Below are 15448 nucleotides of genomic sequence, written 5' to 3' on the forward strand. Positions count from 1 at the left end.
GGGACCGCTCTGGTGCGTGACCCGTCGTAGACTGGCGGGGCGCTTCGGCGCCCAGAAACCTACCCCGCACGCGAGGAACTACATGACCGCGCCCGCGTTCCAGGCACCCTCCCGCCCGAATTTCGACGCTCCGAGACTGGACACCGTCGAGATCGCCGCGGCCACCCCCGACGAGGTGCAGCCGTACGGTGAGCTCGGACTCAAGGAGGACGAGTACCAGCGCATCAAGGACATCCTGGGCCGCCGCCCCACCGCGGCCGAGCTCGCGATGTACTCCGTGATGTGGAGCGAACACTGCTCCTACAAGTCGTCGAAGGTGCACCTGAGCAAGTTCGGCGAGAAGGTCACCGACGAGATGAAGGAGCACCTCCTCGTCGGTATCGGTGAGAACGCCGGCGTCGTCGACATCGGAGACGGCTGGGCCGTCACCTTCAAGGTCGAGTCGCACAACCACCCGTCGTTCGTCGAGCCGTACCAGGGCGCCGCGACCGGCGTGGGCGGCATCGTCCGCGACATCATCTCGATGGGCGCGCGCCCCGTGGCGGTCATGGACCAGCTGCGCTTCGGCGCCGTCGACCACCCGGACACGGCGCGCGTCGTGCACGGCGTCGTCTCCGGCGTCGGCGGCTACGGCAACTCCCTGGGCCTGCCGAACATCGGCGGCGAGCTCGTCTTCGACGGCTCCTACCAGGGCAACCCGCTGGTCAACGCGCTCTGCCTCGGCGTGCTGCGGCACGAGGACATCCACCTCGCCAACGCCACCGGCCTCGGCAACAAGGTGGTGCTGTTCGGCGCCCGTACGGGCGGCGACGGCATCGGCGGCGCCTCCATCCTCGCGTCCGAGACGTTCGAGGACGGCGTCCCCGCCAAGCGCCCGAGCGTGCAGGTGGGCGACCCCTTCATGGAGAAGGTCCTCATCGAGTGCTGTCTGGAGCTGTTCTCGGCCAAGGTCGTCGAGGGCATCCAGGACCTCGGTGCGGCGGGCATCTCCTGCGCCACCTCGGAGCTCGCCTCGAACGGGGACGGCGGCATGCACGTCGAGCTCGACGACGTCCTGCTGCGCGACCCCACGCTGAACGCCGGCGAGATCCTCATGTCGGAGTCGCAGGAGCGCATGATGGCCGTGGTCCGGCCGGACCAGCTCGACGCGTTCCTCGCGATCACGAAGAAGTGGGAGGTCGAGACCGCCGTCATCGGCGAGGTCAACGGCTCCGGCCGGCTCACGATCGACCACCACGGCCAGCGGATCGTGGACGTGGACCCGAAGACCGTGGCGCACGAGGGGCCCGTGTACCACCGGCCCTACGCGCGCCCGTCCTGGCAGGACGAGCTCCAGGCCGATTCGACGACGGCGGCAGGCCTCGCTCGCCCGGCGTCCGGCGCCGAGCTGCGGGAGACGGCGCTGACGCTGCTGGCCTCGCCCAACCTCGCGTCCAAGGAGTGGGTGACCAACCAGTACGACCGCTTCGTCCAGGGCAACACGGCGCTCGCCCAGCCCGACGACGGCGGAGTCGTCCGCGTCGACGAGTCCACCGGGCTCGGGGTCGCGCTCGCGACCGACGCGAACGGCCGGTACGGCAAGCTCGACCCGCGCACGGGTGCCGCGCTGGCGCTGGCGGAGGCGTACCGCAACGTCGCCACGTCCGGCGCCACGCCGCTCGCGGTGACGGACTGCCTCAACTTCGGCTCGCCGGAGCACCCCGACTCGATGTGGCAGCTCGTCGAGGCGATCGAGGGCCTCGCCGACGCGTGCCAGGAGCTCGGCGTTCCGGTCACGGGTGGCAACGTCTCGCTCTACAACGGCACCGGCGAGCCGGGCCAGATCGACTCGTCGATCCACCCCACCCCCGTGGTGGGCGTGCTGGGTGTGCTCGACGACGTCAGCACCGCGCTCTCCTCCGGCTGGCAGACCGAGGGGCTGTCGCTCCTCCTGCTCGGCACCACGCGGGACGAGCTCGACGGCTCGGCGTGGGCCGACGTCGTGCACTCGCACCTCGGCGGCCTGCCGCCGCGGGTGGACCTGGCCGCGGAGAAGGCGCTGGCCTCGGCACTCGTGGAGGCGCGGAAGACCGGCCTCGCGGCCGCCGCGCACGATCTGTCCGAGGGCGGCCTGGTCCAGGCTCTGCTGGAGGCCTCGCTGCGCTTCGGCGTCGGCGCGTCGGTGGCGCTCGAGGGCGTGACCGGCCGCGACAAGGTCGACCCGTTCGTGGCCCTGTTCTCGGAGTCGACGGGCCGCGTGATCGTCGCCGTCGACCCCGAGCACGAGGGTGAGCTGACCCACCTCGCCGAGGGCGCCGACGTGCCCGTGCTGCGGCTCGGCACGACCGGTGGCGACGCCGTGGTGATCGAAGGCCAGTTCGAGATCCCGCTGGCGGAGGCCCGCGAGGCGTTCGAGGGCACGCTCCCGCGCATCTTCGGCTGAGCCCCGGCGCCGCCGCGGGCGGTCGGCGAAAGGTCAGGTGATCGGCAGTCCGGACTGCCGATCACCTGACCTTTTGCCGACCACGATGGAACCGCCCCGGAGCGGTAGGGTCCGGGGGTGCGATTTGTCCGTGGGTTCCTCTCCGTCGTGCTCTGGATCATCGCGATCCCCCTGTTCCTGGTGGCGTTCGCCAGGGTGCTCCCGTTCGACAACGTGATCCCGTTGCCGCAGATCGTCGCGTTCATGCCGTGGGCGGCGCTGGTGGCGCTCCCGCTGCTGATCATCGCGCTCTTCTCCCGCCGCTGGGTGCTGACGCTGCTGCTGGCGGCCTCGCTGGCCGGCTTCGTGTACTGGACGGCGCCCTTCTTCGTCCCGCCGGAGAGCTCCACGGCAGCCGATCCGGCCGACGTCGGCACCCTGCGCGTCATGACGCTCAACGCCCGCTACGGGGAGGCCGACGCCGAGACGGTGGTCGACCTGGTGGAGTCGCAGCACGTCGAGGTGCTCGCGGTCCAGGAGCTGACCCCGGACTTCGAGGTGGCCCTGGTCGATGCAGGTCTCGACGACCTGCTGGCGCACAGCCTCACGGTCCCCGTGGTGGACAGCCCCGCGGGCAGCGGCCTCTGGGCGTCGATGCCGCTGACGGACGAGGAGCAGGGACGGGGCACGAGCTTCGCGATGCCGTCCGCGCTCGTCGACGTCGGGGGCACCGAGGTGCGGGTCACCGTGGTGCATCCCTACCCGCCGATGCTCGCGGAGACCACCACGTGGCGCACCGAGCTCGTCGAGCTCGCGGACCAGGTCCACGCGGACGAGACGCCGCAGATCATGGCCGGCGACTTCAACGCCACCTACGACCACGCCAGCTTCCGTGAGGTGCTCGGCTCACGGTTCGTGGACGCCACACGCGAATGGGGCGCCGGACCGACCGTGACCTGGCCCGAAGGCAACCCGGTACCCGCGTTGTTCGCGCTGGACCACGTGGTGGTGGAGAAGGACATGCCGGTCTCCGACGTCGTCTCCATGCAGGTTCCCGGCACCGACCACCGGGCGCTCCTGGCGACCGTCGTCGTGGAATAGCACAGCGACACCGCGCGGGGAGCGCGGAACCGGCTTATGTTCGCAGTTGTGCCGACTCGTCAGATGCGCCTCGCGCCCGCCGCCCCCGCCGACGTGAGCAGTGCCCTCGCGGCGCTCCGCGCCGAGGTCGGCCTGCCCGCGATGTTCCCGCAGGACGTGCTCGAGGAGGCGCGGGCGGCTGTCGAGCAGGACTTCTCAGCGGGCCGGACCGACCGCCGCGACATCGAGTTCGTGACCATCGACCCGCCCGGTTCCAAGGACCTGGACCAGGCGGTTCACGTGGAACAGTCCGGCGAGGGCTACGTGGTGCACTACGCCATCGCAGACCTGGGCGCCTTCGTGACGCCGGGTGGCGCCCTCGACATGGAGGTGCGCAAGCGGGGCATGACGGTCTACGGGCCGGACGCGCGCACCCCGCTGCACCCGAAGATCCTGTCCGAGGGGGCGGCGAGCCTCCTGCCCGAGGAGGACCGGCCGGCCGTGCTGTGGACGGTCACCCTGAGCTCGCGCGGCATCATCACCGGCGCGGCGCTGGAGCGGGCGCTCGTGCGCAGCCGGGAGCGGCTCACCTACGCGGAGGTGCAGTCCACCCTCGACGCCGGCACCGCGAGCGAGTCGCTGCAGCTGCTGGCCGACGTCGGGCGCCTGCGCCAGTCGCTCGAGCTCGCCCGCGGCGGCGTCTCGCTGGAGGTGCCCGAGCAGGAGGTGGAGCGCCGCGAGGACGGCACGTACACGCTGTCGTTCCGGCGCACCCTGCCGGTCGAGGAGTGGAACGCGCAGATCTCGCTGCTCACGGGTATCGCGGCGGCGCACCTCATGCGCGAGGCGGGCGTGGGCATCCTGCGCATGCTCCCGGAGGCGGATCCGCGCGACCTGGCCCGGCTGCGCCGCACGGCCCGGGCCCTGCAGATCGACTGGCCGGACACCCTGCCGTACGCGCGCCTGGTCCCGACCCTCGTGTCGCGCATCCCCGAGCACGCGGCGTTCCTGAACGAGGCGACAACCCTGTTCCGCGGCGCCGGGTACATCTCGTTCGGGATGACCGGGCCGACCGGCGCCGTCGTGCCTGCGCCCGAGCACACCCGGCACGCCGCGATCGCCGCCGACTACGCGCACGTCACCGCCCCGCTGCGGCGGCTGGTCGACCGCTACACGACCGAGATCTGCCTCGCCATCTCCGCCGGCACACCCGTGCCCGCGTGGGTGCTGGAGGCCATGCCCCACCTGCCCCGGGTCATGGCCGAGACCGGGCGCCGAGCCTCGTCGTTCGAGCGCGAGTGCGTCGACATCGTCGAGGCGTCCCTGCTCGCGGACCGGCTGGGTGAGCAGTTCCACGGTGTCGTCGTCGACGTCGACGACGACACCAAGGAGGTGCAGCGCGGCCAGGTGGTGCTGCAGGACCCCGCCGTCCGTGCCCGTGTGACGGGGCCGCGCCTCCCGCTGGGCGACGAGGTGCAGGTCACCCTGGCCGAGGCCGACGTCGCCGCGCGGCGGGTCATGTTCACGCTGTTCGACGGCAGCACGGACTACCAGGTGGCTCGCCGAACCGGCACCACCGAGCGCGATGGGCGTCGGTCCACCACGGGGAGGCGCTCGCCGACGGACACCTCGCACCAGGCGGCTCCGCCCGCGCCGTTCACGCCCCCTGCCGACGGTCCGCTCCCTGCGCACGGGGCGGTGGTGCAGTCCCGCCGGGGGCGCGGGGCGACGGCGGACCCGGAGCCGGTTGCCCGGCCGGAGCCTGCCCCGCGACCGGAGCCGACTCCACGACCGGAGCCGACTCCGCAGCCCGAGCCGAGTCCGAGCCCCGGCCCTCGTCCGGTTCCCCGACGGCGCCAGGCCGCGCAGGTCCGCCCGGAGCCCGCTTTTGCCCCGCGGCAGGTCCCGGACGTCGGCGCGGCGGCCTCGGCCGAGGCGGCCCCCGTCCCGTCGCATCCGGGGCACGGCGTCGGCTACCCGCCGATCAGGCGGCCCGTGCGGCCCCAGGTCAGGGACGAGGTGCCCCTCTCGGAGCCGTGGCCGCGGCACGCGCCGTCGCCCCGACGGCTCGCACCGCTCTCGCAGCCGGTCCCCGCGGTGGGGCTGGACCCGCTCACGGACGCGATGTACGGGGCGGAGTACCAGGCAGTGGCGTCGCGCGAGCTGCCGGTGGTCGTGGCGGCGGACCTGCTCGCCGTCGAGGGCCGGGCCCCGGACGCCTACCGCTACTGACGCGGCGGTCCGCGATACTTGCCCCATGATCGATGCTGTTCCCGCCGCTCGGACGCGGCGCGGCGACCTCCTGGCGGGCCGGTAGTGCCCCCGCGGCGCCGGACCGATCCGGCCGCCGGGCGCACCGCCGTCACCGCGTGGACGCAGGGCGAGGCGGAGCGCCGGGACGTGACCACCGCCGTGCGCTACACGCTGGAGGAGCTGGCCGACCGGGCGCCCGGCAACTCCGTCGAGGTGCGCGTGCCGCCTGCTGGCGCGGTGCAGGCCGTGGCCGGGCCGCGGCACACGCGCGGGACGCCGCCCAACGTGGTCGAGACCGATCCGGACACCTGGCTCGGCCTCGCCACGGGCACCGTGGCCTGGGCGGACGCCGTCGCGGACGGCCGGGTGCGCGCCTCCGGCGAGCGCTCCGACATCTCCTACCTGCTGCCGCTGACGGTCGAACGCCCGGCGGAGTGAGGGCTGGACCCCGAGCCGGCGCCTCGGCTCCTTACAGGGTGAACCGGACATCGTCGGCGTGTGCGGGGCAGCGGATGTCAGTGACACCCGCTAGCCTCAGCGACGATCTCGTGGCTCGGTTGCGGGCAGGTTCACCCGGTGCGGGAACGTCAGTTTTCCGGGCGGGTGTCGGGCCGTAACCGCCGGTTCACGATGCAGTGGTTGGTTGGTTGCGCCCGTGCCGGACTGCTCGCGCCTGATACGCGCTCGGCCGCGGCGACGCCGCCGAACAAGACGTCCAGCAGCAGGGCACTCCACCCCGACCTACGGTCGGCTATTGCAGAAGGAGTCAGCGTGAGACCCAGCACGCTCCGGTCCCAGCGACCGCACCCCCGATCCCATGGCAGGGCCGCGGTCGCAGTGGCGCTCTCCGCAGCGCTGGCCGTGCCGGCGACGGCGGCCTTCGCCGCGCCCGCCGCCACCGAGGACGGCCCGGACTCCGGGCACGTCGTGATCAGCGAGGCATACCTCGTGGGCGGCAGCTCCGGCCAGCCGTACCGGAACAAGTTCGTGGAGCTCTACAACCCGACGAACCAGCCGGTCAGCGTTGACGGATGGTCGGTCCAGTACAAGTCCGCCACGGGCGCGTCCTTCTCCGGGATCACCGCGCTGAGCGGCACCATCGCTGCCGGCGGGCACTACCTGGTGCAGGGTGCGTCGAACGCCGCCAACGGCGAGCCGCTCCCCACGCCCGACGCCATCGGCAGCCTCAACCCGAGCGGCACGGCCGGCGTGGTCGCACTCGCCTCGCAGGCCACAGCTGTGACGCCCGCCAAGGGCTCCGTGCCGGCCGAGGGCGCCGCGGGCGTCGTCGACCTGCTCGGCTACGGCACGGCCGACACGTTCGAGACCGCTCCGGGCCCGGCCGGCCAGGGCACCGGCGTCGTCGGGTCGCTGGAGCGCACCGGCGAAGCGGGCGACAACTCGACGGACTTCGTGTTCACCGCCGAGGTGACCCCGAGCAACGGTGAGGGCTCGGAGCCCGAGCCCAGCCCCACCCCGTCGGAGCCGACCGAGCCCGGCGAGGTCACCCCGATCGCCGAGATCCAGGGCACCGGTGACGCCTCGCCGCTCGCGGGCGCGACGGTGACGACGCGTGGCGTCGTCACGGCCGTCTATGCGACCGGCGGATTCAACGGCCTCTACGTCCAGACCGCCGGCACCGGTGGTGGCGACGATCCGACGCCCGGCGCGTCGGACGGCCTCTTCGTGTTCTCCGCGGTGGCCGCCGCCAACCTCTCTGCCGGCGACCACGTGGAAGTGACCGGCACGGTCTCCGAGTTCAACGGGCTGACGGAGCTCACCCCGTCGTCGGGCGGCTGGACCGTCCTGGACGAGCCCGCAGCGGTCGAGCCGACGGCGACCGCCTGGCCCGCCACCGCGGCCGAGCGTGAGGCCCTCGAGGGCATGCTCCTCGCGCCGCAGGGCTCCTTCACGGTGACCGACAACTACGACACCAACTACTACGGCACGGTCGGCCTGGCGGCCGGCGACAGCCCGCTCGTCCAGCCCACGACGGCGGGCCGGCCCGGGTCGGCGGAGTACGACGCGCAGGTCGCGGACAACGCGGCCCGCGGCGTGCTGCTCGACGACGGGTCGTCGCTGAACTACAACTCGACCGCCAACAAGTCGAAGCCGCTGCCCTACCTGACCGGCGGCGCGCCGCTGCGCGTGGGCGCCGCGGTCACGTTCACCCGTCCTGTCGTGCTGGACTACCGGTACGACGCGTGGGGCTTCCAGCCGACGTCCCAGCTGACGCCCTCCGTTGCCGACGCCGTGCAGCCCGCGACCTTCGAGAACACGCGCGAGGACGCGCCCGCCGAGGTCGGCGGCAACCTCCAGGTCGCGACGTTCAACGTGCTGAACTACTTCAGCACCACGGGCGACGAGCTCGCGGGCTGCACCTACTACACGGACCGCGCGGGCGACCCGGTCACCGTCTCGGGCGGCTGTGACGCCCGCGGCGCGGCCGAGGAGGAGGACCTGCAGCGCCAGCAGACCAAGATCGTCGCGGCGATCTCGGCGCTCGACGCCGACGTCGTCGCGCTGCTGGAGATCGAGAACACCGCGGCCCTGGGCGGACCCCGGGACGAGGCCCTGGGCAACCTGGTGGACGCGCTGAACGTGGCGGAGGGTGCCGGCACCTGGGCGTACGCGGCCTCGCCGGCAGAGGTGCCCGACGCCGAGGACGTCATCCGCAACGCGTTCATCTACCGGACCGCTACGGCGGAGCCGGTGGGCGACTCGACCATCCTGGTCGGCGACGAGGCGTTCCAGAACGCCCGCCAGCCGCTGGCCCAGGCGTTCCAGCCCGTGGGTGGCGCCGCTGACGCCGGCGACGACGTGCTCGTGGTCGCCAACCACTTCAAGTCCAAGGGCTCGGCCGGCCCGTGGCCCGGCGACCCGGACCAGGGCGACGGCCAGGGTGCCTCGAACGAGTCCCGTACGCGGCAGGCGACGGCGCTCGCGACCTTCGCGGAGGCCCAGGCCGCCGCGGCGGGGACCGACAAGGTGCTGCTGGTCGGCGACTTCAACGCCTACGAGCAGGAGGACCCGATCAAGGTCCTCACCGACGCCGGCTACACCGACCTCGGGCCCAGCACGGGTGAGTACACCTACAACTTCGACGGCATGGTCGGCTCGCTCGACCACGTGCTCGCCTCCCCGGCCGCCGCGGACCTGGTGACCGGCACCGACATCTGGAACATCAACGCGTACGAGCCGGTGGCGAACGAGTACAGCCGGTACAACTACAACGCGTCGATCCTCTACGACGAGACGCCGTTCCGGTCCTCCGACCACGACCCGGTCCTCGTGGGCCTGGACCTCGCCGGGACGAGCACCGAGCCCGGCTCGGTCGACCTGGACCTCGTCGCCATCAACGACTTCCACGGCCGCATCGATCAGAACACCGTGAACTTCGCGGGCACCGTGGAGGAGCTGCGGGCGCAGAACCCCGATGGCACGGCCTTCGTCTCGGCCGGTGACAACATCGGGGCCTCGCTGTTCGCCTCCGCGCTGCAGCAGGACCAGCCCACCCTCGACGTGCTGAACGCGCTGGGCCTGGAGACCTCTGCGGTCGGCAACCACGAGTTCGACCAGGGCATGACGGATCTGACGGACCGCGTCGTGCCCGCGTCCGACTTCGGCATCCTCGGCGCCAACGTCTACGAAGGGGCCACCGGCGAGCCGGCCCTGCCGGAGTACCAGGTGGTCCCGGTCAACGGCGTCGATGTCGGCTTCGTCGGCGTGGTCACCGAAGAGACCCCCACGCTGGTCACGCCGTCCGGCATCGAGGGGCTCGAGTTCGGCGACCCGGTCGAGGCGATCAACCGCGTCACGGACGAGCTGCTCGACGGTGACGCCGCGAACGGCGAGGCCGACCTGGTCGTGGCCCTCGCGCACGACGGCGCCGGCGCGGGTACGCCCGACGGCTCGTCCCTGGAGGAGGAGGTCGCCGCCGGCGGCCCGTTCGCCGACCTGGTGCAGAACACCGACCCGCGCGTCGAGGCGATCTTCACCGGCCACACCCACAAGAAGTACGCGTGGGACGCACCGGTCCCCGGAGCCGTGGGGGAGACCCGGCCGATCATCCAGACCGGCAACTACGGCGAGTTCCTGGGCCACGTGTCACTGACCGTGGACACGGAGTCGTTCGACGTCACCGACTACACGGTTGAGAACGTCGCGCGCACCAGCACCCCGGCCGACGAGCTGATCGCCGACTACCCGGTGGTCGCCAAGGTCGACACGATCGTGGACGCGGCACTGGCCGAGGCCGAGAAGATCGGCGCGCAGCCGATCGGCGAGGTGACGGCCGACGTCACCACCGCGTTCGCGGGCGGCTCGTACACGGACGGCGTCTACACCGGCGGCAACCGTGACGACCGTGCGTCGGAGTCGGCGCTCGGAAACCTCGTCGCGAACTCGCTGCGGGACTCGCTCGCGAGCGACGACCGGGGCGGCGCCGACATCGGCGTCGTGAACCCGGGCGGTCTGCGCAACGAGCTCTACTTCGGCGAGGACGGCATCATCACCTACGCCGAGGCCAACGCGGTGCTGCCGTTCGTCAACAACCTGTGGACGATCACCCTCACGGGCGCGCAGCTCGACACGCTGCTCGAACAGCAGTGGCAGACGGACGTCAACGGCAACCGTCCCTCGCGCCCGTACCTGGCGCTGGGGCTGTCGGACAACGTCTCGTACACGGTCTCCACGGCGGACGCGAACGCGACGCCCGGCGACAACGTCTCGTCGATCACCGTCGACGGCGTGCCGGTGGACCCGGCCGCGGAGTACCGCGTCGCGACGTTCTCGTTCCTGATCTCCGGCGGTGACAACTTCCGGGTCTTCACCGAGGGCACGAACGGACGCGACTCGGGCCTCGTGGACCGCGAGGCGTGGATCTCCTACCTGGAGAGCTCCTCCCCGATCACGCCGAGCTTCGCCCGTACCCGCACGGTCACCCCGGCGCTGCCGGGCACCGTGCAGGCGGGCGCCTCGACCGACGTCAGCCTGTCGGGCCTGAACCTGACGTCGCTCGGCTCGCCGCAGAACACCGCCGTCGAGACCTTCCTGGTCCCGGTGGGCGGCGCGGCAGCGGAAGGCGTCTCCCTCGGCACCGGCACGGTGACCGACGGCGCGACGTCGGCGTCGGTCACGATCCCGGCCGGGACCGCGGCGGGTGCGTACCAGCTCCTGGTGCAGGCGTCGCCGTCGGGCACCACGGTCCGGCTACCGGTGACCGTCGAGGCGGCTGCGCCCGAGGAGCCCGAGGCTCCGGCGTGGCGGCCGTTCAAGCTCTACTGGTGGGGCGACCAGGTGACCTACCAGGGCTCGGTCTACGAGGCGACCCGCCCGACGATCCTCCAGATCCCGGGCGTAGGAAAGCGCAGCCCCTGGAAGCTCATCTCGCCGAAGTAGAACCAGGGCGAAGTAGAACTGCAGCGAAGTAGAACTGCAGCGCACCCCGTGAAGGGTGCGCTGCAGTTCTACTTCGCCCTGGTTCTACTTCGGCGACAGGGGTGCGTACTCTGGTTTCGTGAGTGAAACCCAGGCACCGAGCGACTCCGCCGACGACGTGGACGTGGACGTGCGCGACGTCATCGACCCGGCCAGCGTGCGCCGCGCCCCGCGCTACAAGGCGTTCTTCTGGACGGGTGCGCTGATCGGGATCGTGCTCGGGCTGGGCCTGTCGCTCTACCTCGTGAACTCGCCCTCCGGGGCGGCGATGATGAAACCGGGCGTGTACATCACTGTGCTGACGGCCTTCGTCACGATGGTGACCACCCTCCTGGCCGGCCTGTTCGCGGTGCTCGCGGACCGCCGGAGCCTGCGCGGGCGCTGACACAGAGGTCACAGGCCGGGCTGACGACTTCGATCCGGCCGCATGGGATACTCGGAACATGCCTCTGCGCGGAGATGGCCGACTCAACCACGACCTCATGCCCGGCGAGAAGGGCCCCCAGGACGCATGTGGCGTCTTCGGGGTCTGGGCACCCGGCGAGGAGGTCGCCAAGCTCGCGTACTTCGGTCTGTACGCCCTCCAGCACCGCGGACAGGAGTCCGCGGGCATCGCCACCAGCAACGGTGAGCAGATCCTCGTCTACAAGGACATGGGACTCGTCTCCCAGGTCTTCGACGAGACAGCCCTAAACGCCCTGACCGGCCACATCGCCGTCGGGCACTGCCGGTACTCCACCACCGGTGGCGTGACCTGGGAGAACGCCCAGCCCACGCTCGGCGCCACGGCGTCGGGCACGGTGGCCCTCGGCCACAACGGCAACCTCACCAACTCGGCTGAGCTCGTCAACCTCGTGGCCGAGCGGTACGGCGCGCAGCGCCGGGGCGAGCTCGCCCGCGGCAACACGACGGACACCGCTCTCATCACGGCGCTGTTCGCGGGCGACGCCGACCACACGCTCGAGGCCACGGCCCTCGAGGTGCTGCCGCGCCTGCGCGGCGCGTTCTCCCTGGTCTTCATGGACGAGAACACCCTGTACGCGGCGCGTGACCCGCAGGGTGTGCGTCCCCTCGTGCTCGGCCGCCTCGACCGCGGCTGGGTGGTCGCCAGCGAGACCCCGGCCCTCGACATCGTGGGTGCCTCCTACGTGCGCGACGTAGAGCCGGGCGAGCTCATCTGCATCGACGCCGACGGCATGCGCTCGGAGCGCTTCGCCCAGGCCGAGCGCGCCGCGTGCGTCTTCGAGTACGTGTACCTGGCCCGGCCCGACAACACCATCAACGGTCGCTCCGTGCACGCCGCGCGGGTCGAGATGGGTCGCCAGCTGGCGCGCGAGCACCCTGTCGACGCCGACCTGGTGATCCCGACGCCGGAGTCCGGCACCCCGGCCGCCGTCGGCTACGCGGCGGAGTCCGGCATCCCGTTCGGGCAGGGCCTCACGAAGAACGCGTACGTGGGCCGCACCTTCATCCAGCCGTCCGACACGCTGCGGCAGCTCGGCATCCGCCTGAAGCTCAACCCGCTGCGCGAGGTCATCAAGGGCAAGCGCCTCGTCGTCGTGGACGACTCGATCGTGCGCGGCAACACCCAGCGCGCCCTGATCCGCATGCTGCGGGAGGCGGGCGCCGCCGAGGTGCACGTACGCATCTCGTCGCCGCCGGTGAAGTGGCCCTGCTTCTACGGCATCGACTTCGCGTCGCGGGCGGAGCTCATCGCCAACGGCCTGGCCGTGGACGAGATAGGCCAGTCGCTCGGCGCCGACAGCCTCGGCTACATCACGACCGAGGGCATGATCGCCGCCACGGAACAGCCCAGCTCGCAGCTCTGCGCGGCGTGCTTCACCGGCAAGTACCCGATCGAGCTGCCTCCGGACGACCAGCTGGGCAAGCACCTCCTCGAGCAGGCGGAGCTGCCGCTCGGCCCGCCCGAGGACGGGCTCAAGCAGCTCGCCGTGAGCACCGGCGGCTCGACCGCGCTCGACCATCCGTGACCACACCCTGCTGCACCAGCACCGATCACTCCTTGGAGTACCAGTGACATCCGAAGGCCTGACGTACGCCGCCGCCGGCGTTGATACCGAGGCGGGCGACAAGGCCGTCGAGCTCATGAAGGACGCCGTGCGCCGCACGCAGGGTCCGGCCGTGCTCGGGGGCGTGGGCGGCTTCGCCGGCCTCTACGACCTGTCGGCCTTCAAGGGCTACCGCGCGCCGCTGCTGGCGACGTCCACGGACGGCGTCGGCACCAAGGTCGCCATCGCTCAGGCGATGGACAAGCACGACACGATCGGGTTCGACCTGGTGGGCATGGTCGTGGACGACATCGTCGTGATGGGGGCCAAGCCGCTCTTCATGACCGACTACATCGCCACGGGCAAGGTCGTGCCGGAGCGGATCGCGGATATCGTGCGCGGTATCGCCCAGGCCTGCGAGGTGGCGGACACCGCCCTCGTGGGCGGCGAGACGGCAGAGCACCCGGGTCTGCTGGAGCCGGACGAGTACGACGTCGCAGGCGCCGCCACGGGCATCGTGGAGGCCGACAAGGTGCTGGGCCCGGACCGGGTCCAGCATGGCGACGTGCTGATCGCTCTGGCATCCAGCGGCCTGCACTCCAACGGCTACTCCCTGGTGCGCGCGGTGATCAAGCACGCGGGCTGGTCGCTGGACCGGCACGTGGACGAGCTGGGCCGCGCCCTGGGCGAGGAGCTCCTGGAGCCGACCCGCGTCTACGCCTCGGACTGCCTGGCTCTCGCGGCGGACGAGGCCGCACAGGTGCACGCGTTCACCCATGTCACCGGCGGCGGGCTCGCGGCGAACCTGGCACGGGTGCTCCCGGAGGGCCTCGTCGCTACGGTTGACCGGGCGTCCTGGGACGTGCCGGCGGTGTTCCGCATGGTGCGGGAGCTGGGCGGCGTGCCGAACCGGGACCTGGAGAACACGCTGAACCTGGGCGTGGGCATGGTGGCGGTCGTCGGCGCGGACGGTGCTGACGCAGCACTCGCACGGCTCTCGACGCTGGGTGTACCCGCGTGGACACTCGGAAGCGTCGACACACTGAATGCCGCCGCGGCGCAGGAAGACCTGGTCGCGGGGACAAAGGGTGTGTCCGGCGGAGCGGTCAGGCTGGTGAACGACTACCGCGTCTGACGCGGTGGCAGGGCCTGGCCGAGGACCGGACGCGGGGCCGGCGCAAACGCGCCGGCACCCTCAGCGTGTGTTGCCGTCCTGCTCTGCCCAGTCGGAGTACCTGTTGTCGTACTCCTCGTCCTCCGAGGATTCCCACCGCGACTCTGTCGCAACATCCGTGTGAGAGTCCCCGCTGAGCTCCTGCTCGAGGGCGTGATAATTGGTGTCCGGGCTGTAGTACTTCAGCGCGCGAGCAACCTTGGTCTGCTTTGCCTTCTGACGGCCGCGGCCCATGGCTCCGACCCCCTCAACGTAGGAGCGGGGCGGCACCGTGCATGGACGTGCGGCCCCGTAGCGTTTCGTCTGTCCAGGTTCCAACGTTACATGCTGGTACGGCGTTTCTTCCAGTCCGTGGACGTGATTCGTCCCATCCTCCGATGTGACATTCGGATCGTTCGGAGTCGCCACGGCGCCCGGCATCGCGCCCCACACCGTCCAGTGCTTGGCCAGTGCTTGATAAGTGATTTGCCGCACGCTGGCGACTGCCGCGTCCTGGTCGAGACCGCAGGGCTCCGGTCGGGGCGTCTGCCTCGTGCGCACGGAGCAGACGCCGCCGATGCTTTGCAGACTCCTGGCTGACGGACGGATGTCGCTCGCGCGCATCGGGGTGACAACCGGCGCCCGCGGGTGAAGTCGTACCGGATAGCCGTGTCGGCGTGTCGCACGTGTCCGAGACTCGCCCGAAACGGGCGCGCGTGGCGAGCGGCGGAGAAGGTGAGGAAATAAACCGCGTCCCCAAGTCGCCTAAATCCCGTTTGCTGCTAACAATGGTGCAAGAGCGGGTGTCGTCAACCGCCTGGTACGGCCAGGCCGGCACCGTTCCGGAGGAGGTGCGGGGATGTCCATCCACGGAGAATCCGAGGTCCTGCTCACGCCTGCCGAGGTAGCGAGCTTGTTCCGTGTTGACCCAAAGACAGTAACGCGTTGGGCAAAAGCGGGAAAGCTCTCGTCGATCCGGACACTTGGCGGTCACCGCCGCTACAAGGAGTCCGAGGTTCGGGCGCTGCTCGGTGCGGCAGCGGACAGCTCGGGCGACTCTGACAACTAGTCGGACGTCGTTGACGGATTGGTCGGCAGGTAGGACGAAGGCGC

Annotated in this window: 10 protein-coding genes; 9 read left to right on the forward strand and 1 reads right to left on the reverse strand. The window is 71.4% G+C overall.

The window, feature by feature from the left end:
- Nucleotides 1–82 precede the first annotated feature (82 nt).
- The 8 genes from purL (at nucleotide 83) to purM (ending at nucleotide 14317) form a co-directional block, all read left to right on the forward strand.
- Nucleotides 83–2422, forward strand: coding sequence for a phosphoribosylformylglycinamidine synthase subunit PurL (purL, locus tag EW117_RS01025; RefSeq protein WP_129782853.1), 2340 nt, complete (start codon nucleotides 83–85; stop codon nucleotides 2420–2422).
- A 117-nt stretch (nucleotides 2423–2539) separates the two neighbouring features.
- The gene (locus EW117_RS01030) at nucleotides 2540–3502 is read left to right on the forward strand and encodes an endonuclease/exonuclease/phosphatase family protein (protein ID WP_129782854.1); all 963 of its coding nucleotides are present in this window, start codon (nucleotides 2540–2542) and stop codon (nucleotides 3500–3502) included.
- Nucleotides 3503–3550: 48 nt separating this feature from the next.
- On the forward strand, nucleotides 3551–5713 hold the full coding sequence (locus EW117_RS01035; RefSeq protein WP_340641061.1) for an RNB domain-containing ribonuclease: 2163 nt from the start codon (nucleotides 3551–3553) through the stop codon (nucleotides 5711–5713).
- Between the two features lie 84 nt (nucleotides 5714–5797).
- Complete coding sequence (locus tag EW117_RS01040) at nucleotides 5798–6172, forward strand: sterol carrier family protein (RefSeq protein WP_129782855.1); 375 nt, start codon at nucleotides 5798–5800, stop codon at nucleotides 6170–6172.
- A gap of 399 nt (nucleotides 6173–6571) precedes the next feature.
- Entirely contained in the window at nucleotides 6572–11134 is a 4563-nt protein-coding gene (locus EW117_RS01045; RefSeq protein ID WP_129783087.1) for an ExeM/NucH family extracellular endonuclease, read from the forward strand.
- 118 nt (nucleotides 11135–11252) lie between these two features.
- Nucleotides 11253–11558 (forward strand): hypothetical protein, encoded by a 306-nt coding sequence (locus EW117_RS01050; RefSeq protein ID WP_129782856.1) that lies wholly within the window; start codon nucleotides 11253–11255, stop codon nucleotides 11556–11558.
- Nucleotides 11559–11616: 58 nt separating this feature from the next.
- Nucleotides 11617–13164, forward strand: a complete 1548-nt coding sequence (purF, locus tag EW117_RS01055) for an amidophosphoribosyltransferase (RefSeq protein WP_129782857.1) — start codon at nucleotides 11617–11619, stop codon at nucleotides 13162–13164.
- Nucleotides 13165–13207: 43 nt separating this feature from the next.
- The gene (gene purM / locus EW117_RS01060; protein ID WP_129782858.1) at nucleotides 13208–14317 is read left to right on the forward strand and encodes a phosphoribosylformylglycinamidine cyclo-ligase; all 1110 of its coding nucleotides are present in this window, start codon (nucleotides 13208–13210) and stop codon (nucleotides 14315–14317) included.
- A gap of 60 nt (nucleotides 14318–14377) precedes the next feature.
- Here purM and EW117_RS01065 read toward each other — a convergent pair whose 3' ends face one another.
- Nucleotides 14378–14590, reverse strand: a complete 213-nt coding sequence (locus EW117_RS01065) for a DUF3073 domain-containing protein (RefSeq protein WP_129783089.1) — start codon at nucleotides 14588–14590, stop codon at nucleotides 14378–14380.
- A 604-nt stretch (nucleotides 14591–15194) separates the two neighbouring features.
- Here EW117_RS01065 and EW117_RS01070 point away from each other — a divergent pair.
- Nucleotides 15195–15404 carry a BldC family transcriptional regulator gene (locus EW117_RS01070; RefSeq protein WP_108495333.1) on the forward strand — a complete coding sequence of 70 codons (210 nt, stop codon included), beginning with the start codon at nucleotides 15195–15197 and terminating at the stop codon, nucleotides 15402–15404.
- The last annotated feature ends 44 nt before the right edge of the window (nucleotides 15405–15448 follow it).

Origin of the sequence: Promicromonospora panici, from assembly GCF_900608595.1 — a bacterium.
Taxonomy (GTDB): domain Bacteria; phylum Actinomycetota; class Actinomycetes; order Actinomycetales; family Cellulomonadaceae; genus Promicromonospora; species Promicromonospora panici.

Excerpts from the sequence above, each read along its gene's own strand:
- purL (WP_129782853.1), top strand. The coding sequence starts at position 83 with ATGACCGCGCCCGCGTTCCAGGCACCCTCCCGCCCGAATTTCGACGCT.
- purF (WP_129782857.1), top strand. The coding sequence starts at position 11,617 with ATGCCTCTGCGCGGAGATGGCCGACTCAACCACGACCTCATGCCCGGC.
- EW117_RS01065 (WP_129783089.1), bottom strand. The coding sequence starts at position 14,590 with ATGGGCCGCGGCCGTCAGAAGGCAAAGCAGACCAAGGTTGCTCGCGCG.
- EW117_RS01070 (WP_108495333.1), top strand. The coding sequence starts at position 15,195 with ATGTCCATCCACGGAGAATCCGAGGTCCTGCTCACGCCTGCCGAGGTA.